A 24825-nucleotide genomic window follows, 5' to 3' on the forward strand; every position below is an offset into this window, starting at 1 on the left:
CGGTGCTCCTCCCCCGCCCGGCTCCGCACCCCCCATGGCCCCTTTATCGCTCCTCCTCGCGGCAAACGCCGCATACGTCCGCACGCCCTTGTGTCCCCGCACGAAAGGCTCACCAGCATGTCCGTCTCGACCACAGGGTCCTTCGACAGACGCCGTTTCCTCACCGTCTCCGCCGGCGCCGCGTTCGCCGCGACAGCCCTGCCCGGCTGTGCCGCTTCCGTCGACGACGGTTCGAGCGACGGCGATACGAAGGCCGGCTCGAAGACGCTCACCGTCATGTCCAGCGAAGACGAGAAGAAGGAGCTCCAGACGGTCGGGAAGGCGCTGGGCATAAAGATCAACTTCGTCGCCCGGGACGAGACCAAGCTCAACGCGATGCTGGCGGCGAAGAACCCGCCGGACGTGGTGCGCGGCCTGGGCGCGGTGGAGACGCCGTACTTCGCCGCACGCGGGCTGATGACCGACCTGGACCCGTACTTCGCCAAGAGCTCGGTGCTCAAGCCGTCCGACATCGACCCGGTCAACGACGTCTGGCGCTACGACGGCAAGAAGCAGGGCGCGGGACCTCGCTACGGCCTGGCCAAGGACTACTCGCAGGACCAGATGCTCTGGTACCGCACGGACCTGTTCGAGGCGGCGAAGCTGGATCTGCTCAGCGAGACCGAGCCGCTGTCGTACGACGAGTTGCTGGAACTGGGCAAGAAGCTGACCAAGCGCAGGCTCGGCAAGGTCAAGGTCTACGGGCTGAGCGCCTCGGGTCTCGGCACCTTCTCGCAGCTCATGGGCATGACCGCCTCGACCGGCGGGAGCGTGTTCGCCGAAGACCTGGCCTCGGTCGACTTCTCGTCCCCCGAGGCGCTCAAGGCGCTGGAGTGGTACCTGGAGTACGCGCGGGCCGACATCGGCCCGAACGTCGCCAACCCCAACCCGGATGGCTGGGACTGGCCCACCTACCAGGCCGGACGCATGGCGATCGCCTCCGACGGCTACTGGTTCGGCGGGGCGATCGGCGGTGACCCGAAGGTCGCCGAGGTGTCGCGCTTCGCGCCCGCCCCCCAGCTCGGCAGCAACCGCATCAGCCCCTGCTTCGGCGCCACCGGCTACTGGATCCCCAAGGACGCCAAGAACAAGGACGCGGCCTGGAAGTTCTTCGAGTACTTCTTCGGCGGCAAGGCCGCCGAGGAGCGGGCCGCGGGCGGCTGGGGCATCCCCAGCCTGAAGTCGCTGCGCTCGAAGATGCCGCAGGCCCAGCCGTACCAGAAGCAGGCGTTCAAGGTGCAGGAGCAGGAGCTGGAGCACTTCTCGGTGCTGACGTTCACGCCGTACGCCCAGCTGGCCGCCCTTGACGGTGTGATCAGCAAGGTGCTGCCGAAGGCCATCAAGGGCAAGGCGTCCGCGGGCAAGGCCGCCGACGAGCTCAACAAGCTGATGAACGAGCAGATCGCCAAGGGCAAGGAGCTGGTGGGGTGAGCACCAGCCAGCTCACTGAGCAGGCCGCCGGGGCGGGGGCGTCGTCGTCCCCGTCCCGGCCGGCCGGCCCCGCTCGCCGGCCCGCCTCACTGCGGGCCCGCCGGGCACGCGCGTTCTATGTGTTCACCGTGCCCTGGGTGCTGGGCTTCCTCGCCCTGACGGCCTTCCCACTGGGGTACGCGCTGTGGCTCAGCTTCACCAACGCCGACGGGCTGTCACAGAACTCCCGCTTCGTGGGCCTGGACAACTACCGGGAGGTCTTCTCCGACCCGGAGACGATGTCCTCCCTGTGGCGCACCGGAGTCTTCACCGCGGTAACGGTGCCGCTGACGATCGTGGCGGGACTGCTCCTGGCGGTGCTGGTGAACCAGCCGATACGGGCCCGCGGACTGTTCCGCACCCTGCTGTACCTGCCCGCCGTGGTGCCCCCGGTCGGCGCCGCCCTCACCTTCAAGCTGATCTTCGACCGTGACTCGGGAGCGGCCAACGGCGCCCTGGACCTCGCCGGTATCAACGGCGTCACCTGGCTGGTCGACCCCTACGCCCGCTGGGTGCTGATCGTCCTGACGCTGTGGGGCGTGGGCAACGGCATGATCATCTCGCTGGCGGGGCTGCAGGACATCCCCAAGGAGCTGAACGAAGCGGCCAGGGTGGACGGCGCGAGTCCCTGGCAGTCCTTCTCCCGCATCACCCTGCCGCTCCTCTCCCCGGTGATCTTCTTCCAGGTCGTCACCGGCATCATCGGCTCGCTGCAGACCTTCATGCCGCTGCTCATCGCGCTCGACCCCACGCCCAAGGGCGTCTCGTCCGTGCCCGAGAGCAACTACTTCTACATGATCAACGTCTTCGCCCAGTACTTCGCCAACGGCCGCTACGGTTACGCCTCCGCCCTGCTGTGGGTGCTCTTCGCGATCATCTGCGTCGTCACCTTCCTCATCTTCAAGCTCAGCAAGGGCGCGGTCTTCTACTCGGTGGAGCCGGAGCAGGCGAAGCCCAAGGCCCGCACGATCGGAGGCAGCCGATGAGCGTGCTCTCCCGGCGCAGCACCGTCTACATGCTCCTGATCGCGATCCTCGCGCTGATGCTCAGCCCCTTCGGCTGGCTCGCGATCACCGCGCTCAAGGACGTGTCCGAGCTGCGCGCCTTCCCCATCCACTGGTGGCCCCACGAACCGAACCTCGGCAACTTCCACCAGGCTCTGACCCTCTTCGACTACATCGGCTACGCCCGCAACTCCCTGACGATCGCCACCGTCTACGCGGTGCTGGTCACCCTCGCCTCGGCCTGGGCGGGCTACGGCTTCGCCCGGCTGGACGCCCCGGGCAAGAAGGCCATCTTCGCCGTGCTGCTGTCGACGATGATGCTGCCGAGCGTGATCACTCTCATCCCGACCTATCTGATGTTCGCCAAGCTCCACCTCCTCAACACCTACATGCCGTGGGTGCTGTGGGGTCTGTCCGGCGCGCCGTACCTCGTCTTCCTGTTCCGGCAGTTCTTCAGCAACATGCCCAAGGAACTGGAGGAGGCGGCGATCGTCGACGGCTGCGGGCAGATCCGAATCTTCTGGCGGATCTTCCTGCCGCAGTCCTGGCCGGTCATCGCCACCAGCCTGATCCTGTCCTTCTCCTGGACCTGGGGCGACTACATCGCCCCGGCCCTGCTGCTGGACGACGCCCGCACCACTCTCGCGGTCAAGCTCGCCACCGGCTATGTCAACGAGCACGGTGCCCAGCTCGGCAACGTGGTCGCCTCCGGCGCGGTGATGTACGTCGTACCCGTGCTGGTGCTCTTCCTGATCATGCAGCGAGGCTTCATCTCCGGGATCTCCACCTCCGGACTCAAGTAACGCCGTTTACCGACGCACCATCTTGCAAAGGAACCTCCCATGACCAACACCCTGGGCACCGGCAACTCCCCTGCGGCGGCCAGGTCATGACGGAACGTCCCGCTCTCACCCCGCAGCTGGGCCGGACCCGGGTCATGGCCATCCTGCGGTCGGCCGACGCGAGGGGACTGCCCGCTGTGGCCCGGGCCCTCGCGGCCGGTGGCATCACCTGCCTGGAGGTCACCCTCACCACATCGGGTGCCCTCGACGCGCTGGCCGCCGTCCGGGACGAGCTCGGGCCCGGGGTGGCGGTCGGCGCCGGCACGGTGATCACCACCGGGCAGGCCCGGGAAGCGCTCGCGGCCGGGGCCGAGTTCCTGGTGGCCCCGGCTGTCGACACCGACGTGATCCGCGACGCCGCCGGCCGGGGCATCCCGTTCTACCCGGGCGCCTGGACACCCACCGAGGTGTCCACCGCCTGGCGGGCGGGTGCCGCCGCCGTCAAGCTCTTCCCCGCGAGCACCGGCGGCCCCGCCCACCTGCGGCAGCTGCGGGCGCCGCTGCCGGACGTCCCGCTCGTCGCCGTCGGCGGAGTCGGCGTCGACCAGGCCCGCGACTACCTCGACGCGGGCGCCCTCGCCGTCGGCATCGGTTCCCCGCTGCTGCGCGGAGCGGACCGGAACCCGGCACCGGAGACCCTGGACGCCCTCACGGCGAGAACCCGCACGCTGCTCGACGCGATCCGGGCCCCGTCCAGTCATCAGGAGATCGGCCCGTGAACGACCCTTCCCAGCAACGCTACTTGGTGACCGTCGGCGAGGTTCTCGCGGTCCTGGCGGCGTCGGACACCGGCCCACTGGCCCTCGGCTCCGACCTGCGTCTCGGGCTCGCCGGAGCCGAGTCGAACGTCGCCGTGGGCGTCAGCCGGCTCGGCGGGTCCGCCACCTGGATCGGCCGCGTCAGCGACGACGCACTCGGCGACCTCATCCTCCGCGAGCTGCGCGCGGAAGGCGTCACCACGGTCGCCGCACGCGACCCCGCGCCCACCTCGCTGTTGCTGCGCGAACGCCGTACGGCCACGCACAGCCGTACGCGCTACTACCGCACCCACACGGCTGGTGCCCGGCTGACCGCCGACGACATCCCCGAGGACCTCGTCGCCGGCGCGGCGGTCCTGCACATCACCGGGATCACCCCGGCGCTGGGCGAAGGTCCGGCCCGTGCCGTCACCCGGGCGGTGGACATCGCCGTCGACGCCGGCGTACCGGTCTCACTGGACGTCAACTTCCGGTCGCTGCTGTGGAACGAGCAGGAGGCCGGGCGCACGCTGCTGCCGCTGCTACGCAGAAGCGACCTGGTCTTCGCGGGACCGCACGAGGCCCGTCTCATGGTGCCGGACGCCGACGGCCCGGAGGAGCTCGCCAAGCGCATCTGCGAACTCGGCCCCGCCGGAGCCGTCATCAAACTGGGCGCCGAGGGCGCGTACGCCCTTCTCGACGGCCGGGAACACCGGCAGCCCGCCGTGCCCGTCACCCTGCACGACTCCGTGGGCGCGGGAGACGCGTTCGCCGCCGGGTACCTCGCCGAACTGCTCGCGGGTGAGCCCCCGGAGCGGCGGCTGCGGACGGCGGCCCTGCTCGGCGCCTTCGCCGTCAGCACCACCGGCGACTGGGAAGGACTGCCCAGGCGCAACGAACTGGATCTGCTGGACCACTACGACGACATCGTGCGCTGAGCCCTTCGCGGCACCGCATCCGCGCAAGTACCCACCCGCTCAAGGACCTTCCAGGGAACACCCATGCCCACGCCTTCCTCCACCGATGAGGTCGCTGTCCTCACCGGCTCCTACACACCCGACTCCGGCGGGGACGGCGCCGGGATCGCAGCCCTGAAACTCGCCCCCGGCACCGGCCACCTGGCGCACGACACCAAAGTGCCACCGGTGCCCGTCAGCGGGGCGTCCTTCCTGGCGGCGCATCCCTCGCTCGACGTCGTCTACAGCACTCACGAGACGGATCCGGGCACCGTCAGCGCCCTGATCCGGCACGGCGACGGCCAACTGGCCCCGCTGGGCGACCCGTTGAGCAGCGGCGGCGCCAACCCGTGCCACCTCACCGTCCACCCGGACGGGGGCTGGCTGCTGACCGCGAACTACGGCAGCGACACGGCGCCCGGCAGCGTGGCCGTGCACCGCCTCGGCGCGGACGGACGCCCGGTGGAGCTGACCGACGTCGCCGTCCACGAAGGGGCGGGCCCGGTCGCCGGACGGCAGGAGGGCAGCCACGCCCACCAGATGCTCGTCGACCCGGCAGGCCGTTACGTCCTCGCCACCGACCTGGGCGCGGACTCGGTCTTCACCTACCGGCTCGACCCCCGGACCGGCACCCTGGCGCGAGTCGCGGTGAACCGGCTGCGCGCGGGGTCCGGTCCTCGCCACCTCGCCTTCGCTCCTGGCGGAGAATTGGTCTTCAGCGCGGACGAACTGTCCTCGACCGTCACCTGCCACCGCTACGACGCCGGTACGGGCACCCTGACGGGCCTCTCCTCAGCGCCCGCCACGGCGGTCCGGGACGTCACCAACCAGCCGGGCGGCATCGTCACCTCGCCCTGCGGCCGTTTCGTGTGGGTGACCAACCGGGGCGCGGACACAGTGGCCGCGTTCCGGGTCACCGGCACAACGCTGGAACCGGTCTACGAGATGCCCACCGGCGGTACCTGGCCGCGCGGCCTGACCTACGCGGACGATCATCTGCTGGTCGCCAACCAGCACAGCGGGACGCTCGTCGCGCTGCGTGTCCTGGCCGACGGGGCACTGCGGCAGGCGGGCCCGGCGCTGTCCGTTCCGTCGGTGGTCTGCGCGCTCGCCCTCTGACACCCGCTTCGCCCTGAACACCTCGTCCGCAAACGCCGGACAGCCTGAGAACAGCCAACGAAAGGCCGTCATGTCCAGCCCCACCACCCCCGCACGCTTCACCCTCGACCCGGCGTTCGGCATCGGCGCCGTCCACCCCCGGCTGTACGGATCGTTCGTCGAGCACCTGGGCCGCTGCGTCTACACCGGCATCTACGAACCCGGCCACCCGCAGGCCGACACCGACGGCCTGCGCCGGGACGTCCTGGAGCTGATCCGGGAACTGGGCGTCACCACCGTGCGCTACCCGGGCGGCAACTTCGTCTCGGGTTACCGCTGGGAGGACTCCGTGGGCCCGCGCGAGGAGCGCCCGGTCCGGCTGGATCTGGCCTGGAAGTCCACCGAGACCAACGAGTTCGGCCTCGGGGAGTTCATGGACTTCTGCGCCAAGACCGGCATGGAACCCATGATGGCCGTCAACCTCGGCACCCGCGGGGTGGAGGACGCCCTGCGGCTGCTGGAGTACAGCAACCACCCGGGCGGCACCGAGCTGTCCGACCGCCGTGCCGCCCACGGCGCCAAGGAGCCGTACGGCATCAAGATGTGGTGCCTGGGCAACGAGATGGACGGGCCCTGGCAGACCGGGCACAAGACGGCCGAGGAGTACGGGCGGCTCGCCGCCGAAACCGCCCGCGCCATGAGAATGATCGACCCCGGCCTGGAACTGGTCGCCTGCGGCAGTTCGGCGTCCTCCATGCCGACCTTCGGCTCCTGGGAGGCGACCGTCCTGGAGGCCGCGTACGACCAGGTCGACCACATCTCGCTGCACGCCTACTACGAGGAGATCGACGGCGACCGCGACTCCTTCCTGGCCTCCGCCGTCGACATGGAGCACTTCATCGAGTCGGTCGTCGCCACCTGCGACCACGTCCGGGCGCGGCTCAAGGAGAAGAAGCGGATCAACCTCTCCTTCGACGAATGGAACGTCTGGTACCAGAAGCGGCCCAACCCCCACCAGGTCGAGGACTGGCAGCAGGCACCGCGCCTGCTGGAGGACGTCTACACCGTCACCGACGCCGTGGTCTTCGGCTCGCTGCTGATCGCCCTGCTGCGGCACGCCGACCGGGTGACCGCCGCCTCCCTGGCCCAGCTCGTCAACGTCATCGCGCCGATCATGACCGAGCCGGGCGGCCCGGCCTGGCGGCAGACCACGTTCTTCCCCTTCGCGCAGGCGTCGACGTACGGGCGCGGCCGGGTGCTGCGCGTCGACGTGGACAGCCCCACGTACCCCACCGCCCGCTTCGGTGACGTACCGCTGCTGCACGCCACCGCCGTCATGGACGACGAGAGCGGCGACATCACCGTCTTCGCGGTCAACCGCAGCCAGACGGACCCCCTGCCCCTGGAGATCGACCTGCGCGGCGTCGGCGCCCACACCGTGGCGGAGCACCTGGCCTTGGCCGACAGCGCCCCGGAGGCCACCAACACCGCGGACCGGCCCGACCGGGTCACCCCGCGCCCCGCCACCGGCACCGCCGTCACCGACGGTGTCCTCCACGCCGAACTCGAGCCGCTCTCCTGGAACATGATCCGGCTGACGAACCACCAGGACTGACCACTCCCGACACCCTCACACTCACGCCTGGGAAGAACCGATGACAACCGTTGCCCGACCCCTGTTCCGAGACCCCATCCACGACGGCGCGACCGACCCCACCGTCATCTGGAACCGGCAGGCCGGCGAGTGGTGGATGTTCTACACGAGCCGACGCGCCGACGCCCCGCCGATGGACGACGTGAGCTGGATACACGGGACCGACATCGGGATCGCGTCCTCCGCGGACGGCGGAGCCGGCTGGCTGTACCGGGGAATCGCCGAAGGGCTGGACATCGAGCCCGGGCGGCACACCTACTGGGCCCCCGAGATCATCGACGACGGAACCGGGTACCACATGTTCGTCAGCGTGATCCGCGGTGTTCCGACCCAGTGGGCGGGCCATGCACGCGTGATCCGTCACTACACGAGCCACGACCTCTTCTCATGGACCTACCGTTCCACCCTGTCGCTCTCGTCCGAGAGAGTGATCGACGCCTGCGTCCTGCGGCTCCCCACGGGCGGCTACCGCATGTGGTACAAGGACGAGGCCGATCACGCGCACACCTACGCGGCGGACAGCGACGATCTGGCCGAGTGGACCGTCCGGGGGCCCGCCGTCGCGTGCTCGAAGCACGAAGGCCCGAACGTCTTCGAGCTCGGCGGCAGCTACTGGATGCTCATCGACGAATGGCATGGCCAGCGGGTTCTCCACTCCACGGACCTGGAGACATGGGAACCGCGAGGACTCATCCTCGACCGTCCCGGGAAGGGCCCGGACGACGGGGGGTACGGCTATCACGCCGATGTCGTCACCAGCGAACTCGGCGCGTTCGTCTTCTACTTCTCGCACCCCAGGCGATCCGACGACGACCCTGGACCCCACATCGACCACAACGGCCGCCGGAGTTCGGTCCACGTCGCCCGCCTGCGGGTGAGCGGAGACACCCTCGTGTGCGACCGCGACGAAACCCTCGAGGCCCCCATCCTCCCTCTCGAAGGACCTGACCAGTGACACGGGAGGCCTTGCGGTTCCCTCCCTGACGCCGGACCGCCGGCCCCACGACGCCGCTTCCCCGCAGGGCGGAAGCGTTCGACCCAAGGAATCAAGCAGTCATGCAGGTACTCCCCCGTAACGCGGTACGCCTTCTTCCCGGCCCGTTCCTGGACGCGCAGGCCACCGCCCTCGACTACCTGCTGTCAGGGGACGTGAATGCCGGGCTGGCCAAGGTGCGGCCACCGAGCTCGCCGACCGATACGGGACCGACGTCGTGGGCATCGAGATGGACGTGACGGACTCGGACAACGTGCGCCGCTCGGCGGACTTCGCCGTGGAGCGGTGGGACCGGCTGGACGCGTGGGTCAACAACGCCGGGGTCTTCCCCAGTGTCCCGATCGCACAGATGGACGACGCGATGTGGGACAAGGTGTTCGCGGTGAACGCCCGAGGCGTCCTCGCGGGCACCCGTGAGGCCTCCCGGATCATGAGCACCGGCGGGCACGGCAGCGTGATCGTCAACATCTGCTCCACCGCGGGCTTCCGGGGCAGCGCTCCGGGCCTCGCCGCCTACGTCGGATCGAAGCACGCGGTACGCGGCATCACCCGGCAGAGCGCCATGGAGCTGGCCCCGCACGGAATCCGCGTACTCGGGGTGGCACCCAGCTATGTCCCGACCGAGGGGAATCAGCTGGCCGCCGCCGGCGTGCCCGTCCAGGAGGACAGCGTGCCGCTCATGATGACCAGCCCCATCGGCCGCATCGGGACGCCCGACGACATCGCCCGCGTCGTGTTCTTCTGCGTCAGCGACCTGTCGATGTTCATGACCGGCAGCACCCTCCTGGCCGACGGTGGCGCCACCGCCTGAGCGCGACCGGTTCGTCATACGACGCACCGGCCCACGTCCCCTCCCGCCGGTGGGGGGCTGCGGGTGGGGGCGGGCCTTTCCAGGACGCGGGCTTTCAGGGCGCGGGAGCGCACCGTCAGGACGGGCACATGTGAGCCAGACCACATGTCGGGGGTGCATAGCGGGGCAGGGGCCAGTGCCTTTATTCAGGGTGTAGGGGCGTACGGGGGTAAGGGGCAACGCTGATGGGGCAGTTGCCGGCCGATGAGTTCGACCGGTTCGTGGCGGCTCGGTGGTCGGCGTTGCTTCACCTGGCGCGACTGCTCACCGGCGGAGACCGGCACCGGGCCGAGGACATGCTGCAGGAGGCGCTGGTCAAGCTGTGGTTTGCCTGGCCGAAGGTGGCCGAGCAGGCGCCCGAGGCATATGTGCGCAGGATCCTGGCCCGTGCTGCGGCTCGCTCGGCACGGCGTCGCTGGTGGGGCGAGCACCCCGTGGACCACCTGCCCGACCCGCCCGAGGTGGGGGATGAGACCGCCGCCGTGGATGAACGGACCCGGTTGGAGGCCATGTTGGCGCTGTTGCCGGCGCGGCAGCGGGCTGCGGTGGTGCTGCGCTACTACCAGGACCTGCCCGAGCGGCAGGTCGCGGAGGTGCTGGGGTGTCCGGTGGGTACCGCCCGTTCACTCACGGCACGCGGTGTCGGACGGTTACGGCAGCTTCTGGCTGAGGCAGTCGAGCCGGTGGAGTGAAGAAGGGAGCCATGGATCACTTCGAGCAGGAGCTGGCACGGATGATGCGTGACAGCCAAGAGGACACGCCCTATGAGGACCGGCACCGACACCGACTCCAAGCCGGCGTTCGCGCCCGACGGCGAGCCCGGACGGCATGGATGGCCACCGGATACGTGCTGACCGTTGCCGGACTCGGAGTCGGACTGGTGGTCCTGCCGAGCTCTTTCGCTCAGGGCGGGCCTGCCGGCCCTCAGCCCCGTCCCGTCACCTCTGCCGAGTCGGCCTCGATGCCGTCGACGGCCCGCCCCGCCTCCACCGCCAAGGAGATGCCGATGCCGACCTGCACGTCAACTACCAGGCCGGCGCCGATGCCGTCGACGGCCCGCCCCGCCTCCACCGCCAAGGAAGTGCCGATGCCGACCTGCACGTCAACTACCAGGCCGGCGCCGATGCCGTACCGCCCCTCAACCCCCGAGACGGTCCCGATGCCGACGCGAACCTCAACCACCAGGTAGCGCTTCGGCCTGGTTCAAGCGGTCCCGATGGGTCAGGGCTGCCTGAGCCGACGTGAACACCGTCGACCGCCGGATGGCTGACCCCCCGCTTGTCCCGCTCTCCCCGAGTTGAAAGCTCACCACGTGATCCGTGCGAACGCGCCCGCGTCTGTCGACGTGCCGCAAAAGGCGGCGACTCACCGGCCGACCTCCTGGGAGCGGCGGCTGCGCCGCTTCGGGTATGCAGAGCGGCCGCGTACGTCCGTGCACGACCGACTGGTGGTGCCGTTCCCCGAACCCGGGTCACAGCTCTGGCGCACGCTCGGGCCGTCCCCGGTAGCGGCGGGTCGACTGGCACGCTGGTCAGGGTGGGGCTGGCCGCTCCTGGTGGCACTCCTTGCCGGGCTGGCGCGCTTTTGGCGTCTGGGCAGCCCGCGGGACATCGTCTTCGACGAGACCTACTACGCCAAGGACGCCTGGGCCTTGCTGCAGCTCGGCTATGAGGGCACCTGGCCGGACCGCAAGGTCGCCGACCCGCAGATCCTGGCCGACCCCCAGGTGATTCCGCTCTCCGACACCGGGTCCTTCGTCGTGCACCCGCCGACGGGCAAGTGGGTGATCGCCCTCGGCGAGTGGATGTTCGGCCTCAACCCGTTCGGCTGGCGCTTCATGACGGCGGTCCTGGGCACGCTGTCGGTGCTGATGCTGTGCCGCATAGGCCGCCGCCTGTTCCGCTCGACGGTACTGGGCTGCCTGGCCGGCGCGCTCTTGGCGGTGGACGGCCTGCACTATGTGATGAGCCGCACCGCTCTGCTCGACCTCGTCGTCATGTTCTTCGTCCTGGCCGCGTTCGGATGCCTGCTCATCGACCGGGACCGGGCGCGGGCCCGGCTCGCGGCAGCCCTACCGGCGGGCGAGGACGGTCACGTACGCCCCGACGAGGACACCGGCGACCGCGCCGGGACGGGAGTGCGTCCATGGCGGCTCGCGGCCGGCTTCTTCCTGGGACTGGCGATCTCGGCCAAATGGAGCGGCCTGTATTTCCTGGCCTCCTTCCTCATCCTGACCCTGCTGTGGGACGTCGGCGCCCGCCGTGTCGCGGGGGCACGGCACCCGTACCGTGCGGTGCTGCGCAAGGACCTCGGCTGGTCGGTGGTGTCCGTCGTGCCGGCTGCCGTGGTGACGTATCTGGCGACGTGGACCGGCTGGTTCCTGTCCGACAACGGCTATGGGAGGCGCTGGGCGGACGGCCGCGGCGGCACCTGGTCGTGGATTCCGGCACCACTCCGCAGCCTGTGGCACTACGAGTACGGGGTCTACCAGTTCCATGTGGGACTGCACACTCCACACAAGTACGAGTCAAATCCCTGGAGTTGGCTGGTCCTCGGCCGTCCCGTGCTGTTCCACTCACAGTCACCGGAGCCCGGCAAGGCCGGCTGCCAGGCGACGGCCGACTGCTCGCAGACGATCCTCGCACTGGGCACACCGTTGCTGTGGTGGTCGGCATGCTGCGCCCTCGTGTATCTGCTCTTCCGGTGGGCGCTGCGCCGCGACTGGCGCGCCGGTGCCGTTCTGTGTGCCGTGGGCGCGGGTTATCTTCCCTGGTTCCTGTACCAGGACCGAACGGTTTTCTCCTTCTACGCCGTCGTCTTCGTGCCGTACCTGTGCCTGGCCGTGGCGATGATGCTGGGCGCGCTACTGGGTCCGCCGGGGACGAGCGAAACACGCCGCAAAAGCGGTGCGGTGGCTGCGGGCACGCTGGTGCTGCTCATCACCTGGAACTTCATCTATTTCTTCCCGATCTACACGGGCCTGAAGATTCCGTATCCCAGCTGGCACACCCGCATGTGGCTCGACACCTGGGTCTGAGCTCCATCCTCACAGTCTCCGACGTGATGTCGCACCGTGGCTCACCCGGATGGGACGCCGGGCACTCTCCGTCGTCACGCTGACCGCGCCGGCGGTCGCTCCCCTGGGGCGCGGGACGGGTGCCGTCTCCGTCCGACTACGGAGCCGGCCCCCGCGGGTTCCTGGAGTAGCAGCGGTTACGCGGTCCGGATGTCGTCCACCCTCTCCCCCTCCGCCTGGGACGGCTCGGTTCTGGGGACGTCCGGGTGCTGCTCCATGGCCGCACGCTCGGCCGGTTCGTCTCGCTCGCCCTCGGCCTGGGATGGCGTGTGCGAGTACAGCCAGCGGTCGTAGTCCGAGGCCCCGGTCTTCATGACGGTCCTCCTTGGTCGCTCATCTTCCATACTCCTCCCGTGACCGCAACCGGGCCAGAGCAGCTCAGTCCTCGGGCTCCACCGCATTCATCCCGGTCGCAGACCCAGCGGCCTCCGCCCACATCCAGTCAGTGGATGAGTGGAGTGCCGCTCTCCTCGTGGGGGAGCGACCAGCCACCACGGACCCGCAGCCGAGACGAGACACGACTGTCACCCCCACCCCGGTCGTGGGGGCCCGGGGGCGAAGCCCCCGGTTTCGGGAAGGGGCGGGATTGGGGAAAGGAGCCCGCCCGTTCAGGCGGAGGCGCGGGGCTGGTGGTGAAAAGTTGGAGCCCCCACCCGCCACGCCGCCGCCCACCACGCCTGGCAGCAGGGCTGGATCTGACTCCCCCTCCCCGCCCCATGCCGATTTGGGCCTGACGGCGGCTCACTTGACCAAATCCCCTATGGTTCGGCCCAGTTCACCTGCCAGGACGTGCAGGACGTGGGCGGGAAGCCCGACCGTTCGACTAGATTGATGTCCGGTTACCGAACACCGATGCGCAGGAGGCACTTTCGTGTCCGATCAAGACCCCCAGCTCGCCGCCGCTGCCGAGATACGTGCCCGGATCGACACGACCAAGCCGCACTCCGCGCGTTTCTGGAACTACTTCGTGGGCGGCAAGGACAACTACGAGGTGGACCGCGAGATCGGGGACCAGATCAAGGAGATCTTCCCCGGCCTCGTCGACGTGGCGCGCACGAGCCGCCAGTTCCTCGGGCGCGCCGTCCGGCACCTGGCCGGCGAACAGGGCGTCCGGCAGTTCCTGGACATCGGCACCGGCCTGCCGACCGCCGACAACACCCACGAGGTGGCCCAGCGCGTGGCCCCCGACGCCCGGATCGTGTACGTCGACAACGACCCCATGGTCCTCGCCCACGCCCGCGCGCTGCTCACCAGCACACCCGAGGGCGAGACGGCGTACATCGACGCCGACTTCTACGAGCCCGAGGAGATTCTCAAGACGGCGGCGAGCACGCTGGACCTCTCGCAGCCCGTCGCCCTGATGATCCTCAACACCCTGGGCCATGTGGCCGATTACGACCAGGCCCGCTCGCTGGTCTCACGCCTCATGGCCGGTCTGCCGTCAGGCAGTTACCTGGTCATCAGCGACAGCACCGCCACCAGCGACGGCATGATCGCCGCGTCGAACGCGTACAACGAGAGCGGGGCTGTTCCGTACTACGTACGCAGCGTCGAGGAGATCGCCGGGTTCTTCGACGGGCTGGAACTGGCCGAGCCCGGCGTCGTCCAGGTCACCGAGTGGCGCCCGGAGTCCGAAGCGTCGACAGTCGACGCGTACGGCGGAGTGGGCCGTAAGCCGTAGCGGTAAGGCTGCCGGGGCGGTCAGGGGGCGAGAGGGTCCGTGCGCCTGCTGACCGCCCCCCTCCCCGCTACCAGCGGTGGTGGACCTGCGCCCGGATGCTGCGGTCGTACAGCTCCCGTACGGCGACGAGCGTCGCGTCCGGCAAGGGGGCCAGCGCGGCGGCCTCCGCGTTCGCCCGTGCCTGTTCGGGAGAGCGGGCGCCGGGGATGACCGAGGTCACGCCGGGCTGCTGGATGATCCAGCGCAGCGCGGTCTGCGCGGGAGTGGCCCCCGCGGGCGCGAGTGCCGAGAACTCCGCGGCCGCTTCGAGGCCCGACTCGTAGTCGACGCCGGAGAACGTCTCGCCCTGGTCGAAGGACTCGCCGTGCCGGTTGAACGTACGGTGGTCGTTGGCCGCGAAGACGGTGTCCTTGGTGTACTTGCCGGACAGCAGCCCGGAGGCCAGGGGCACCCGCGCGATGATGCCCACGCCCGCCTCGGCGGCGGCCGGGAGCACCGCCTCCAGCGGCTTGAGCCGGAAGGCGTTGAAGATGATCTGGACGCTGGCCGTGCCGGGCCTGGCGATCGCGGTCAGCGCCTCCTCACAGGTCTCCACGCTCACGCCGTACGCGGCGATGCGCTGCTCCTCGACGAGGGTGTCCAGGGCGTCGAAGACCGCGTCGGAGGAGTAGACGGGTGTGGGCGGGCAGTGCAGCTGTACGAGATCGAGGGTGTCCACGCCCAGGTTCGTACGCGAACGGTCCGTCCAGGCACGGAAGTTGTCGAGGGTGTAGTGCGCCGGCTCCTGCGCCACGCGGCGGCCCATCTTCGTCGCGACGAGGAGATCCGCGTCCGGGCGTTCGCGCAGATAGCGGCCGATGAGCTGCTCGCTGCGCCCGTCGCCGTACACATCGGCGGTGTCGAAGAACGTCACGCCGCTCTCGACGGCGGCGTCCAGCACGGCCAGCGCATCCTCCTCCTTGACCTCGCCCCAGTCGGCGCCCAGCTGCCAGGTGCCGAGGCCGACGACGGAGACCTGCTGGTTGATCCTGCCGATAACCCGCTGTTCCATGTGTGATCTCTTTCAGTGGTGCCCGTGGGCGCAGTGCGGTGCCGAGCCTCCAGCATCGGCCCTGGGAAGATCGCCCGTCCAACAGAAGAACCCGCACGCATTCATGAACCGGCCTTCTCAATGAGCCCCGTGTTCGCGTCCCGCGGCTGAGGGCCGACGACGGGACCGGCCGTGCGGTAGGCGTGCGGCGCGACACCGGTCACCCTGCGGAACACCCGGCTGAAGTACGCCCGGTCGGTGAAGCCCACCGCCCGGGCCACGCTCTGGATGCTGTCCTCGCTGCCGCGCAACTGCTCGCAAGCCCGCTGGATCCTGACGCGCGTCAGGTACTCCCACACCGTGAGGCCGTACTGCTGGTGGAAGAGCCTGCCCAGGTGATCGGCGCTGACGCCGACGGCCTGGGCGATCTGCCAGCGGGAGATCCGCCGGCGGTAGTGCGTCTGAAGGCAGACCAGGGCCTGGTGGACGAGGGCCCGGTTCCGTCCGGCGGCCTGCGCCCCGTCGCCCGTCATCGCGACGACCAGCTGGGCGGTCTCGTCCTCGGTGAGGATGTCGCGGTCCAGGAGGACGAGCCCGGGATGGGACTTGGCGCGGTGGGCGTCGGTGTGGGTGAACCCTTCGGCGCTGAGCAGCAGTACGGGGCACGGCGGACGCCCTCCGGCCAGATGGCCGCCGACGAGTACTCCCCCGGCCACCCCGCCTCCCAGGACGCTGCCTCCTGCCAGACCCTGTTCGCCGGGCCCTCCTTCCCCGAGGCGTCCTTCCAGCACCCGTATCCGGTCGACGAAGTCGAAGCCGTCCATGTCCGCGAGCGTCCGCTGGGCGATCACCAGGTGCGGTTCCTCCTCGGCGATCAGGGCGAGCGCCGTGGTGCCGTCGGCCGCGGTACGGACCGGGTGGCCGCGTAACGCCGTGGCCACCGTGCGTCTGAGACGTTCCCGCGACGGTGTCGCTCGGTCGACCACGATCACCGGCCGCGGGCTCTTGCTGGGCCGCTGTCCGCGTAGCGCCTGCGCGAGGTCCTCGCCCGTCGCCCCGAACAGCACGAACGGGGTGCCGCTCAGCGCCGGTTCGTCGTGCAGGCGCTGTGCCACCCGCCACTCCTCGGGCCCGGCGGCCTCGGCGTCCCACACCACCGCGGCCACCGTGCGCCGGCCGGTGGGCGGGGCGGCGTCCGCGTCGGAGTCGGGGTCGGGGCCGACCGGGCGGAGCCGGAGCCGGTGCTGCCTGGCGAGGGCGGCGACATCCCCGGCGGGCCGGCCCGTGCCGACGGCCAGCAGGGTGCGTCCGGTTCCGGCCGAGGGCGCCCGTGGCCCCGGCGCGACGGGCAGCGGCAGATCCACGGTCAGCCGGATGTGCGGCGGGCTGTCGCCGACCGCGTACGAACCGCCGTGCAGCATCACCAGACGACGCGCCGTGGCCGAACCGAGGCCCGCGCCTTCGGCCTCGCCCGACCGCGGGTCCGCGGACGGGTCGGCCACCGCCGTGACGGTGACCCTGACGCACGTCGGCGCGGTGCGCGCCGTCAGCACGACGCCTCCCTGGGTGTCGGCCCGTGCCGCGGCGTCCAGTACATGACAGACAGCTTTGGTCAGCTGCTCCCGGTCGGCGAGCACGGCGGGCAGCCGACGCGGCAGTACGAGCGACCAGTCGGCGCCGCCAGGTGCCGTTGCGGCGACGGCACGGAACGCCTTCACAAGTACGGGACGGGGGTCGATCAGCCGTGGGGACAGGCCGAGTTCATCCGTCCCGGTGCGGGACCACTCCAGCAGATCGTCGACCAGTCGCAGCAGCCGGTCGGCATCGCGATGCACCAGCTGGAGCGCCTCGCCCCCGCCCGCTTCGTCCCCGCCCGCTTCGGTGCCGGCATGCCGCCGGATCTCCTCCAGTGGTCCACGCAGCTCCTGGGTGACCTGGGTCAGCAGCCGTGTCTTGAACGTGCTGGCCCGTTCCGCGGCGTCACGGGCGCGGCGCACCTCCGCGAACAGCCTGATGCCCTTCAGCGCCGCGCTGATCTGGTCACCCAGCGCCCGGTAGAGACTTCCTCGCCGGTCCGCCTCGTGCCCCGTACCGGATTCGAAGACGGCGAAGCCCAGCTGTTCGTCACCGACGTGGAGGGGTTCGAGCACGAAGGTGAACCGGCCCGCCTCGGGCAGCAGTTCGTCGGGCAGCAGCAGGTGCGCGGGGTACGGATCCGGCTCGGGGCGCTCCCCGCCATGGTCGCCCGATGCGGACGGGACCGGCAGGACCCGCGCCAGTCCGCGGCCGGGGCCGGGGCCGCAGAGCCGGTCCCACGCACCCTCATAGAGCACCACCCGGCACCCCGGCAGCCCGCCCGCCACCGCGTGCCGCTCGAGCACCTCGCCGAGCCCGTCGAGATCGACCACCGTGGCGAGCGCCGTGCCGAACTCCCGCAGCCGGCCTGCCTCCTGGGCATCCAGCCACCGCTCGTACTCCAGCAGCCGCCGGGACGCATCGGCCGCCAGCAGCCGCGCCTGTGCGAGAAGCCGCTCCCCGCGGACCCGCGCGGCTTCCGGCAGACACCTGACCGCATCGTCACGTATCTCCAACAAGGCCCGCTCCCAGGCCGCCACCGTGTCGGGGCGGCGCACCTGCTGTCCCAGCAGGCGCTCCAGCATGGGCAGAAAGCCCTGGGGGCCGGAGCCATGAGGGCCTGGGCCCCGGACGTCGGCAACCCCGATGTCGGGTCCTTGGACACCTCGGCCTCGGACACCTCGGCCTGGGACGTCGGCACGCCGGACGTCGGGGCGATCAACGTCCGCCGCGGGATCGGCGTCCGCCCGGAACGCCGCCGCCAACTCCCGCCCGGCGCAAGGAAGCGCCGAGAACACGTCGTCACACGACAACGGCCCGCCCGAGCCCGAACCGCCGGAAGGCGCCTCACCCGGGCGCGGCCCCTCGTTGAGCGCCCCGCCCGAGGGCGACCCCGCGTTGAGCGACCCGCCCGAGCACGCCCCCTCGTTCAGCGGCCCACCCGAAGGTGCCCCGTCCGAGCACGCCCCCTCGTTCAGCGGCCCACCCGAAGGTGCCCCGCCCGAGCGCGGCCCCTCCGCACGTGCCCGGCCCGAGCGCGTCCGATCCGAGCGCCGCCCTTCGATGCGCGACCGGCCCGCCGGCGCTCCGCCCGACAGCAACCCGCCGCTAACCGAACCCTCCGCCACCAACGGCGAAGGGCACCCACACGACCGGCGGACGACCACCGCGCCCGCAACCGCCCTGCGGTCCGGCGCACGCCCGCCCCGCAGCCGGGCCACCAACGTGTCCACGGCCAGCCCGCCCAGCTCCGCGAAGGGCAGCGAGACCGATGTCAGCGGCGGCTCGGAGAGCCGGGCTTCGGGGGAATCGTTGAAGCCGACCACGGCGACGTCCTCGGGTACCCGGATGCCCCGCTCGGCGAGCAGCCGCAGCGCGTCCGCCGCCAGTACGTCGCTGCACGCGACCACCGCGTCGAAGTCGACGCCGGGACGCAGCCCGCGCGCGTCCAGCAGCACCCGCATCGCCGAGGCACCGGCGCCCGCCGCGAAGTCGCCCGCGGCGCAGACGAGTTGGCGTTCCGCGGGCAGGCGGTACTGGGCCAGTGCCTGGGTGTAGGCGCGGTACCGCCCGAAGGAGACGGGGTTGGTGAGCGGCCCGCGGATGCACGCGGGGCGCCGCACTCCGTGCCGTGCGACCAGGTGACCGACGAGCTCCCGCATACCCGCGTACGAGTCGAGCGTGAGGGTCTCGTGGTCGTCGACGCCCTCCAGGGCGTGGTTGAGGCTCACGACCGGCAGCCGCCGAAGGGAGCGCAGCAAGCGCTCGGCGTGGTCGCCGGACACCGGCAGGCCGAGGGTGGAGCTCCAGCAGACGACGCCGTCGAGGCGTGCCCGGTCCACCAGTTCGTACAGTGCGCTCCGCGACGCCTCGCCGCCCGGGCGCAGTGAGCCTCCCGGGAAGCACACGAGGTTCACGTCGTCGCGCTCCGCGGCCCTCAGCGCCCCGGACCACAACGTGGCTCCGACTCCGAGATGGATGTTCGCCGTGACCAGCCCGATCGTGAGCCGTTCTGGTCTCTCCCGCCGCCCCGCGGCTCCGGCGGGCCCTTGTTCCGCCATCTGTGCCTCACTCGTCAGGGGTGCTCCCGGGTGCCTGCCCGGGGATGTCCCGTCGGGTGGAGGAACGTAGGGGAAAGCGCTTACCGGAGCAAGACCTGCGGCACGGCTCGTCCGCGGGTCCTGCCCCGGTGTCCGTGCGGCCATCAGGTGCCGCACGGTGGGAATCCGGTGTGTACCGGATCGAATGGTGCGTCAGATCTTGCCCACTCCGGCGCCCGCCATCACCGCGGCCTTCACGCCGGAGGCGGCGTCGGCGGTGTAGTCGTACGGGATGCTCGCCACGCTGCCGCCGGTCTGGCCCTCGCCGGAGCCCACGAAGTGGTTGTTCTTGGCCACGAGCGTGCCGGGTCCGGAGCTGGCTTCGCCGAGGTGGAAGGGGTCCTCGGTGTTCTCGAAGTAGTTCCCCTCGACGAGCACGCCCGCGCCCTCGGTGGAGGCCACGCCGTAGGACCCGATGTCGCTGAAGTAGTTGTTCAGCACGTGGACCGGGTTGCCGAAGCGGACGCGCGGGTTGCGCTGGCCGGTGCCGTCGAACCAGTTGTGGTCGTACGTCACCTTCAGCTTGCCGCTGTCCTCACTGCCGTTGTCGTCGGAGTGTCCCAGCAGCATGTTCTTGTCCTGGTCGTGACTGCGGTTCCACGAAACGGTGATGTTGTTCGAGGCCCGCTTGATGTCGACTCCGCCGTCGCTCGCGCCGGAGATGTCGTTGTGGTCGATCCAGACCTTCTCGGCATACTCGACGTTGATCGCGTCGTCGTTGGAGCCCGAGAAGGCCAGGTTCTGGATGATCACGTTGTTGACCTTGCTGACGTTCAGCCCGCCACCGGTGATCTTGCCGTTGGTGCCGACGCCGACGATGGTCTTGTTGGCGGCGACCTTCGTCATGCCGCTGAGCGAGATGGTGCCGTCGACCTTCACGATCGCGGCGCCACTGCTCTGAACGGCCGAGGTGAAGGCGGAGGCGTTGGACACGGTGACCGTGCTGCCGCCCGCACCTCCCGTCGTACCGGCGCCGAAGCCGATGGGGCCCGCCGCCGCTACCGCCCGGTCGCCTTCCGACTCGGTCGGGGCTCCGTTCGCGGTGGTCGCCGCGGTGACGGCCAGTACAACGGCCGTGCCGGCGGCGACGCTCATCAAGGTGATCCTTGCGCTCGTCCTGCGCATGGGATTCTCCATCCGTGGGGGTTTGGAGAGCTGATGTACGCGTACGTGTGACTGAGCCGCGCGACTGGCTTTGCACGATGCTAGAGCGACCGTTGTGGACGATGACGGCGGCTGTGTGGACTATTGCGCGCAGCGGACGAATTAACGTGTGCGGCGGGACCTTGACGAGCCTTTGACAAGCGTTGACGCCGGCGATACGCGGCGACGGCTCTCGGAATGCGGGGAAGGAACGAGCGGTGGCGGGACTGCTGACGCGGCTGCGATCGTGGCCCTCGCTGCTCGCGGCGCATCCCGCGCGTGCGGTCGTGGTCGCGTTCGCCGTCGTGGTGCTGGGTGGTGCTGTGCTGCTGACGCTGCCGGTCGCCTCCGAGGACGGCTCCGCGACGACCTTCGTGACGGCGTTGTTCACGTCCACCTCCGCGGTCTGCGTCACCGGTCTGGCCGTGGTCGACACGGGAACGTACTGGAGCGGCTTCGGCGAGGGAGTGATCCTCGCGCTGATCCAGGTCGGCGGCTTCGGGATCATGACGATGGCCTCGCTGCTGGCGCTGCTGGTCTCGGGCCGCCTGCGCCTGCGGCTGCAGCTGACCGCGCAGGCCGAGACGAAGAGCCTCGGCATCGGGGACGTACGCCGGGTGCTGATCGGCGTCGCCGGTACGACCGTGATCGTCGAGCTCGCGGTGAGCGCCGTCCTCACGCTGCGTTTCCGCTACGGATACGGCAACGGCATCGGCGAGTCGGCGTATCTGGGCTACTTCCATGCCGTGTCGGCGTTCAACAACGCGGGGTTCGGGCTGCACGCCGACAGCCTCACCCGCTACGCGCGGGATGCCTGGGTCACGCTGCCGATCGCCGCCGCCGTGATCCTGGGCGGCATCGGCTTCCCAGTCATGCTGGAAGTGCTGCGCCACCGCAACCGGCGGCGGACGACCGGGCGCCGCAACTGGACGCTGCACACCAGGCTGACGCTGACCATGACCGCTGTCCTGCTGCTCTCGGGGACCGTACTGACGTGCCTGCTGGAGTGGACCAGCGCCGCGACGCTGGGCCCGCAGGGCGTGGCGCACAAAATCCTCAGCGGCTTCTTCCACTCTGCAACGTCGCGCACCGCCGGGTTCAACTCCCTCGACATCGGCGCCCTGCACTCCTCGACGCTGCTGATGACCTGTGTACTGATGTTCATCGGCGGCGGCAGTGCCGGAACCGCAGGCGGCATCAAGGTCACCACCTTCGCCGTCCTGTTCGCCGCGATCACCGCCGAGGTCCGCGGCGAGAGTCACTCCGTGGTGCTGGGCCGCCGGCTGGCCCCGCAGGTGCTGCGCCAGGCGCTGACCGTGGCGCTGCTGGGCGTCGGCCTGGTCATCGCCTCCACGCTCGCCCTGCTCGCGCTCACCGAGGAGCGTCTGGAGGCGGTGCTGTTCGAAGTCGTCTCCGCCTTCGCCACCGTGGGCCTGTCCACCGGCATCACCGCCGACCTGCCGACGACCGGTCAACTGCTCCTGATCGGGCTGATGTTCGTCGGCCGCCTCGGCCCCATCACCCTCGTCTCGGCCCTCGCCCTGCGCGAGCGCACCCGCCGCTACGAACTGCCCGAGGAGCGACCCGTCATTGGTTGAGCACCTGCCCTCCCTGCGTCATCGGCGCCGCGAGCGCCGCGCCGAGACCCCCGCCCGCGGCGGCGCCGACCAGCGCGTCGCCGTGATCGGCCTGGGGCGCTTCGGCTCCTCACTGGCCGGCGAGCTGATGCGGCGCGGCTGGGACGTCCTCGGGATCGACACCGACGCCCGGCTGGTGCAGAAGTACAGCGACAGCCTCACCCACGCCGCCGTCGCCGACTGCACCGACGCCCAGGCGCTGCATCAGCTCGGTGTCCACGAGTTCACCAGCGCCGTCGTCGCCATCGGTACGGACATCGAGGCGAGCATCCTGGTCAGCTCGAATCTGCTGGAGGCCGAGGTGCCCAACCTGTGGGCCAAGGCCATCAGCCGCCAGCACGGCCAGATCCTCGAACGCCTCGGTGTGCACCATGTCGTGCTGCCGGAGCACGACATGGGCGAACGCGTCGCCCACCTGGTCACCGGCCGGATGCTGGACTTCATCGAGTTCGACGACGACTACGCCCTGGTGAAGACCGTCGCCCCTCAGGTCGTCACGGACATGCCGCTCGGCGAGAGCCAGGTCCGCCGCAGGTACGGCGTCACGGTCGTCGGCATCAAGCGGCCCGGCGAGGGCTTCACGTACGCGACCGCCGACACCGTCGTCCAGAAGGGCGACGTCCTCATCGTCACCGGCAAGACCCACGCGGTGGAGTCCTTCGCCGAGCTGAGCTGAGCTGAGGCTTGGCCGCGTGGTGTACGTAATCCGTCAACGAGCCGTACGGGATGCATCAAGCCGGCCCGATGCGGTCGACGAACGCGGCTGGCCGTGCGTTGCTGGGGGGAGAGCGGCAACCGCGTACGCGCAGGGACGGGTGAAGGGAGCGGTCATGGTGGAGTGGCACCCGCTGCGGACTCCCGCGGTCAGGCCCGTGCCCGAGCCGGTGGCAACCGGCTTCGTGTGGATGGCGGCCTTCGCGGGGTCCTGCCTCCTGGTGGCCGTGCTCGGTACCGCCGGCGGACTGTCCAGCCCGTCCCTGGCGCTGGGGGCGTTGTGCGGGCTCGCGGTGCTGCTCGGGCTGCCCGCCCGCTTCCGTGCGGCGCCCGGTAGCGCCCTCGTGTGCTGGCTGTTCCTCAACAACTTCGCCATCGCGCCCCGCGGTGAACTCAGCTGGGAGGGTCACCTCGACGCCGCGCGGCTCGTCCTGCTCCTGGCCGCCGCGTTCCTCGGCACGGTCCTCGCGCGGATCATGCACGCCCGCGGCGCCCACCACCGCGTCACATCGGGGCGGGAGCGACAATGAGCAGAGCGGCAACCGAAGAAGAGACAGGAGCCGATCGTGCGGGCACGTGATCTGGCAGTGGAGTACGAGACGGTCGGTCTCGACACCGACGCCCTGGAGGCGGCACAGCTGATGGCCCGGCACCGGCTGCCCGCACTCCTGGTGGTCGACGAGTGGGGCGCGCCGAAGGCGATCCTGCCGGCCTCCCAGATGATCAAGATCCTGGTGCCGGAGTACGTCATAGAGGACCCGACGCTGGCCGCCGTGGTCGACGAGCGCCACGCCGACCGGTTGTGCCAGGCGCTCAAGGACCGGACCGTACGGGACTGTCTGTCGAAGTCCGTGCCCGCACCGCCGGTCGCCGCGCCGGACGACACCGCCCTGGAGGTCGCGGCGCTGATGGCGCAGGTGCGCAGCCCGCTGGTGGCGGTCGTGGAGAAGGACAAGGCCGGTCTGCATCTGCTCGGCGTGATCACCGCCTCGCATCTGCTGGACCGGCTGCTCGGCGCCGTGTCATAAGGGCGCGCCCCGCAGCGCTTCCGGAACCCGGCGGGCGCTGCTCGGCGCCGGGCTCCTCATCGCCGTCTCCTCGGTGGAGACCGGCGAGGTCCTGGCCGAGGTGGAATGGCCCACGCCTGCCTTCTTCGCCGGCCTTTTCATCATGATCGGCGGACTCATCGACACGGGCGTCATCGGTGAGGTCTCCAAGACCTGGCCGACGCGATCGGTGACAACGAACCGGGCGGATCCCTGACGATGCTGGGCGCCTCCGCGGTCCTGTCGGGCATCGTCGACAACATTCCGTACGTCGCCACGATGGCGGCCATCGATACTTCGCCCTCGCGTGACGTACGCCGATGCCGGCAAGCCCCGACGCATACGGCCCCGGGATCCGGGCACTCGTCGCCACTGCACGGAACTCCGGCGGGCGCGAAGGGGTGAGCACCATGGCACACCTCAACTGGCATATCGACCTGGACATCGACCGGTCCGAGACCGAGAGCGAGGCGAGGGCGACTCTGCAGTTGCCCGACACCACACGGCTGACGACCCGTGGTCATGCAAAGCGCAATCCCAACGATCCGGAACAGGCCCAGGTCGGTGAGGAACTCGCCGCGGCCAGGGCGCTCAACGACATGGCCCGGCGACTGCTGCGCAAGGCCGCCCACGAGATCGAGGAGGCCACGCACGCACCGGCGCATCCGCACCCGTGACG

Annotated in this window: 24 protein-coding genes; 19 read left to right on the forward strand and 5 right to left on the reverse strand. The window is 70.3% G+C overall.

The annotated features are described in order from the left end of the window. The first annotated feature begins 117 nt into the window (after positions 1-117). The 11 genes from ABD357_RS43190 to ABD357_RS43240 all read left to right on the forward strand — a co-directional run bounded on the left by ABD357_RS43190 (position 118) and on the right by ABD357_RS43240 (position 10336). Positions 118-1470 carry an extracellular solute-binding protein gene (locus ABD357_RS43190; RefSeq protein ID WP_344397166.1) on the forward strand — a complete coding sequence of 451 codons (1353 nt, stop codon included), beginning with the start codon at positions 118-120 and terminating at the stop codon, positions 1468-1470. After that, complete coding sequence (locus tag ABD357_RS43195; protein ID WP_344397168.1) at positions 1467-2495, forward strand: carbohydrate ABC transporter permease; 1029 nt, start codon at positions 1467-1469, stop codon at positions 2493-2495. Before ABD357_RS43190 ends, ABD357_RS43195 begins: the two co-directional genes overlap by 4 nt. Further along, positions 2492-3316 (forward strand): carbohydrate ABC transporter permease, encoded by an 825-nt coding sequence (locus ABD357_RS43200; RefSeq protein ID WP_344397170.1) that lies wholly within the window; start codon positions 2492-2494, stop codon positions 3314-3316. Before ABD357_RS43195 ends, ABD357_RS43200 begins: the two co-directional genes overlap by 4 nt. A gap of 86 nt (positions 3317-3402) precedes the next feature. Further along, positions 3403-4074, forward strand: coding sequence for a bifunctional 4-hydroxy-2-oxoglutarate aldolase/2-dehydro-3-deoxy-phosphogluconate aldolase (locus ABD357_RS43205; RefSeq protein ID WP_344397172.1), 672 nt, complete (start codon positions 3403-3405; stop codon positions 4072-4074). After that, positions 4071-5030, forward strand: a complete 960-nt coding sequence (locus ABD357_RS43210; protein WP_344397174.1) for a sugar kinase — start codon at positions 4071-4073, stop codon at positions 5028-5030. Before ABD357_RS43205 ends, ABD357_RS43210 begins: the two co-directional genes overlap by 4 nt. A gap of 63 nt (positions 5031-5093) precedes the next feature. Then, complete coding sequence (locus tag ABD357_RS43215) at positions 5094-6167, forward strand: lactonase family protein (protein WP_344397176.1); 1074 nt, start codon at positions 5094-5096, stop codon at positions 6165-6167. A gap of 70 nt (positions 6168-6237) precedes the next feature. After that, entirely contained in the window at positions 6238-7761 is a 1524-nt protein-coding gene (gene arfA / locus ABD357_RS43220; protein WP_344397178.1) for an arabinosylfuranosidase ArfA, read from the forward strand. A 40-nt stretch (positions 7762-7801) separates the two neighbouring features. After that, positions 7802-8755, forward strand: a complete 954-nt coding sequence (locus tag ABD357_RS43225; RefSeq protein WP_344397180.1) for a glycoside hydrolase family protein — start codon at positions 7802-7804, stop codon at positions 8753-8755. A gap of 101 nt (positions 8756-8856) precedes the next feature. Continuing rightward, entirely contained in the window at positions 8857-9033 is a 177-nt protein-coding gene (locus tag ABD357_RS43230) for a hypothetical protein (RefSeq protein ID WP_344397181.1), read from the forward strand. Then, a complete protein-coding gene (locus ABD357_RS43235; protein ID WP_344397183.1) occupies positions 9012-9605 on the forward strand; it encodes an SDR family NAD(P)-dependent oxidoreductase in 594 nt (197 codons plus the stop codon). Before ABD357_RS43230 ends, ABD357_RS43235 begins: the two co-directional genes overlap by 22 nt. A gap of 224 nt (positions 9606-9829) precedes the next feature. Continuing rightward, on the forward strand, positions 9830-10336 hold the full coding sequence (locus ABD357_RS43240) for a SigE family RNA polymerase sigma factor (RefSeq protein ID WP_344397185.1): 507 nt from the start codon (positions 9830-9832) through the stop codon (positions 10334-10336). Positions 10337-10568: 232 nt separating this feature from the next. Here ABD357_RS43240 and ABD357_RS43245 read toward each other — a convergent pair whose 3' ends face one another. Continuing rightward, on the reverse strand, positions 10569-10826 hold the full coding sequence (locus tag ABD357_RS43245) for a hypothetical protein (RefSeq protein WP_344397187.1): 258 nt from the start codon (positions 10824-10826) through the stop codon (positions 10569-10571). Positions 10827-10989: 163 nt separating this feature from the next. Here ABD357_RS43245 and ABD357_RS43250 point away from each other — a divergent pair, with 163 nt between their 5' ends. After that, positions 10990-12681 (forward strand): dolichyl-phosphate-mannose--protein mannosyltransferase, encoded by a 1692-nt coding sequence (locus ABD357_RS43250; protein WP_344397631.1) that lies wholly within the window; start codon positions 10990-10992, stop codon positions 12679-12681. Between the two features lie 176 nt (positions 12682-12857). On the opposite strand, the gene ABD357_RS43255 is transcribed toward ABD357_RS43250, so the two are convergent. After that, positions 12858-13034: a hypothetical protein gene (locus ABD357_RS43255; RefSeq protein ID WP_344397189.1), complete on the reverse strand. Its 177-nt coding sequence runs from the start codon at positions 13032-13034 to the stop codon at positions 12858-12860. 557 nt (positions 13035-13591) lie between these two features. Between ABD357_RS43255 and ABD357_RS43260 the strand changes: the two genes are divergently transcribed. Next, complete coding sequence (locus ABD357_RS43260; protein WP_344397190.1) at positions 13592-14401, forward strand: SAM-dependent methyltransferase; 810 nt, start codon at positions 13592-13594, stop codon at positions 14399-14401. Positions 14402-14468: 67 nt separating this feature from the next. Here the strand turns inward: ABD357_RS43260 and ABD357_RS43265 are convergent, their stop codons facing one another. The 3 genes from ABD357_RS43265 to ABD357_RS43275 all read right to left on the reverse strand — a co-directional run bounded on the left by ABD357_RS43265 (position 14469) and on the right by ABD357_RS43275 (position 20701). After that, the gene (locus ABD357_RS43265) at positions 14469-15452 is read right to left on the reverse strand and encodes an aldo/keto reductase (RefSeq protein ID WP_344397191.1); all 984 of its coding nucleotides are present in this window, start codon (positions 15450-15452) and stop codon (positions 14469-14471) included. A 101-nt stretch (positions 15453-15553) separates the two neighbouring features. Next, a complete protein-coding gene (locus ABD357_RS43270) occupies positions 15554-19567 on the reverse strand; it encodes a substrate-binding domain-containing protein (RefSeq protein WP_344397192.1) in 4014 nt (1337 codons plus the stop codon). Between the two features lie 192 nt (positions 19568-19759). Next, entirely contained in the window at positions 19760-20701 is a 942-nt protein-coding gene (locus ABD357_RS43275; RefSeq protein WP_344397195.1) for a pectate lyase family protein, read from the reverse strand. A gap of 266 nt (positions 20702-20967) precedes the next feature. Between ABD357_RS43275 and ABD357_RS43280 the strand changes: the two genes are divergently transcribed. The 6 genes from ABD357_RS43280 to ABD357_RS43305 all read left to right on the forward strand — a co-directional run bounded on the left by ABD357_RS43280 (position 20968) and on the right by ABD357_RS43305 (position 24823). Then, positions 20968-22347 (forward strand): TrkH family potassium uptake protein, encoded by a 1380-nt coding sequence (locus ABD357_RS43280; protein WP_344397197.1) that lies wholly within the window; start codon positions 20968-20970, stop codon positions 22345-22347. Continuing rightward, positions 22340-23062, forward strand: a complete 723-nt coding sequence (locus ABD357_RS43285) for a potassium channel family protein (protein WP_344397199.1) — start codon at positions 22340-22342, stop codon at positions 23060-23062. The genes ABD357_RS43280 and ABD357_RS43285 overlap by 8 nt, the downstream gene beginning before the upstream one ends. Positions 23063-23216: 154 nt before the next feature. Further along, entirely contained in the window at positions 23217-23630 is a 414-nt protein-coding gene (locus ABD357_RS43290) for a hypothetical protein (RefSeq protein WP_344397201.1), read from the forward strand. 36 nt (positions 23631-23666) lie between these two features. Further along, the gene (locus ABD357_RS43295; RefSeq protein WP_344397203.1) at positions 23667-24128 is read left to right on the forward strand and encodes a CBS domain-containing protein; all 462 of its coding nucleotides are present in this window, start codon (positions 23667-23669) and stop codon (positions 24126-24128) included. Positions 24129-24201: 73 nt separating this feature from the next. Beyond that, positions 24202-24363, forward strand: a complete 162-nt coding sequence (locus tag ABD357_RS43300; protein WP_344397205.1) for an SLC13 family permease — start codon at positions 24202-24204, stop codon at positions 24361-24363. Positions 24364-24556: 193 nt separating this feature from the next. Further along, a complete protein-coding gene (locus ABD357_RS43305; protein ID WP_344397207.1) occupies positions 24557-24823 on the forward strand; it encodes a DUF1876 domain-containing protein in 267 nt (88 codons plus the stop codon). Positions 24824-24825: the final 2 nt, after the last annotated feature.

The organism is Streptomyces vastus (assembly GCF_039532825.1).
GTDB lineage: Bacteria > Actinomycetota > Actinomycetes > Streptomycetales > Streptomycetaceae > Streptomyces > Streptomyces vastus.

What these genes read in the sequence shown, in the direction of transcription:
- ABD357_RS43190 (WP_344397166.1), top strand. Translation starts at nt 118, where the DNA reads ATGTCCGTCTCGACCACAGGGTCCTTCGACAGACGCCGTTTCCTCACC.
- ABD357_RS43200 (WP_344397170.1), top strand. Translation starts at nt 2,492, where the DNA reads ATGAGCGTGCTCTCCCGGCGCAGCACCGTCTACATGCTCCTGATCGCG.
- ABD357_RS43205 (WP_344397172.1), top strand. Translation starts at nt 3,403, where the DNA reads ATGACGGAACGTCCCGCTCTCACCCCGCAGCTGGGCCGGACCCGGGTC.
- ABD357_RS43215 (WP_344397176.1), top strand. Translation starts at nt 5,094, where the DNA reads ATGCCCACGCCTTCCTCCACCGATGAGGTCGCTGTCCTCACCGGCTCC.
- arfA (WP_344397178.1), top strand. Translation starts at nt 6,238, where the DNA reads ATGTCCAGCCCCACCACCCCCGCACGCTTCACCCTCGACCCGGCGTTC.
- ABD357_RS43225 (WP_344397180.1), top strand. Translation starts at nt 7,802, where the DNA reads ATGACAACCGTTGCCCGACCCCTGTTCCGAGACCCCATCCACGACGGC.
- ABD357_RS43230 (WP_344397181.1), top strand. Translation starts at nt 8,857, where the DNA reads ATGCAGGTACTCCCCCGTAACGCGGTACGCCTTCTTCCCGGCCCGTTC.
- ABD357_RS43240 (WP_344397185.1), top strand. Translation starts at nt 9,830, where the DNA reads ATGGGGCAGTTGCCGGCCGATGAGTTCGACCGGTTCGTGGCGGCTCGG.
- ABD357_RS43255 (WP_344397189.1), bottom strand. Translation starts at nt 13,034, where the DNA reads ATGAAGACCGGGGCCTCGGACTACGACCGCTGGCTGTACTCGCACACG.
- ABD357_RS43265 (WP_344397191.1), bottom strand. Translation starts at nt 15,452, where the DNA reads ATGGAACAGCGGGTTATCGGCAGGATCAACCAGCAGGTCTCCGTCGTC.
- ABD357_RS43270 (WP_344397192.1), bottom strand. Translation starts at nt 19,567, where the DNA reads ATGGCGGAACAAGGGCCCGCCGGAGCCGCGGGGCGGCGGGAGAGACCA.
- ABD357_RS43275 (WP_344397195.1), bottom strand. Translation starts at nt 20,701, where the DNA reads ATGAGCGTCGCCGCCGGCACGGCCGTTGTACTGGCCGTCACCGCGGCG.
- ABD357_RS43290 (WP_344397201.1), top strand. Translation starts at nt 23,217, where the DNA reads ATGGTGGAGTGGCACCCGCTGCGGACTCCCGCGGTCAGGCCCGTGCCC.
- ABD357_RS43305 (WP_344397207.1), top strand. Translation starts at nt 24,557, where the DNA reads ATGGCACACCTCAACTGGCATATCGACCTGGACATCGACCGGTCCGAG.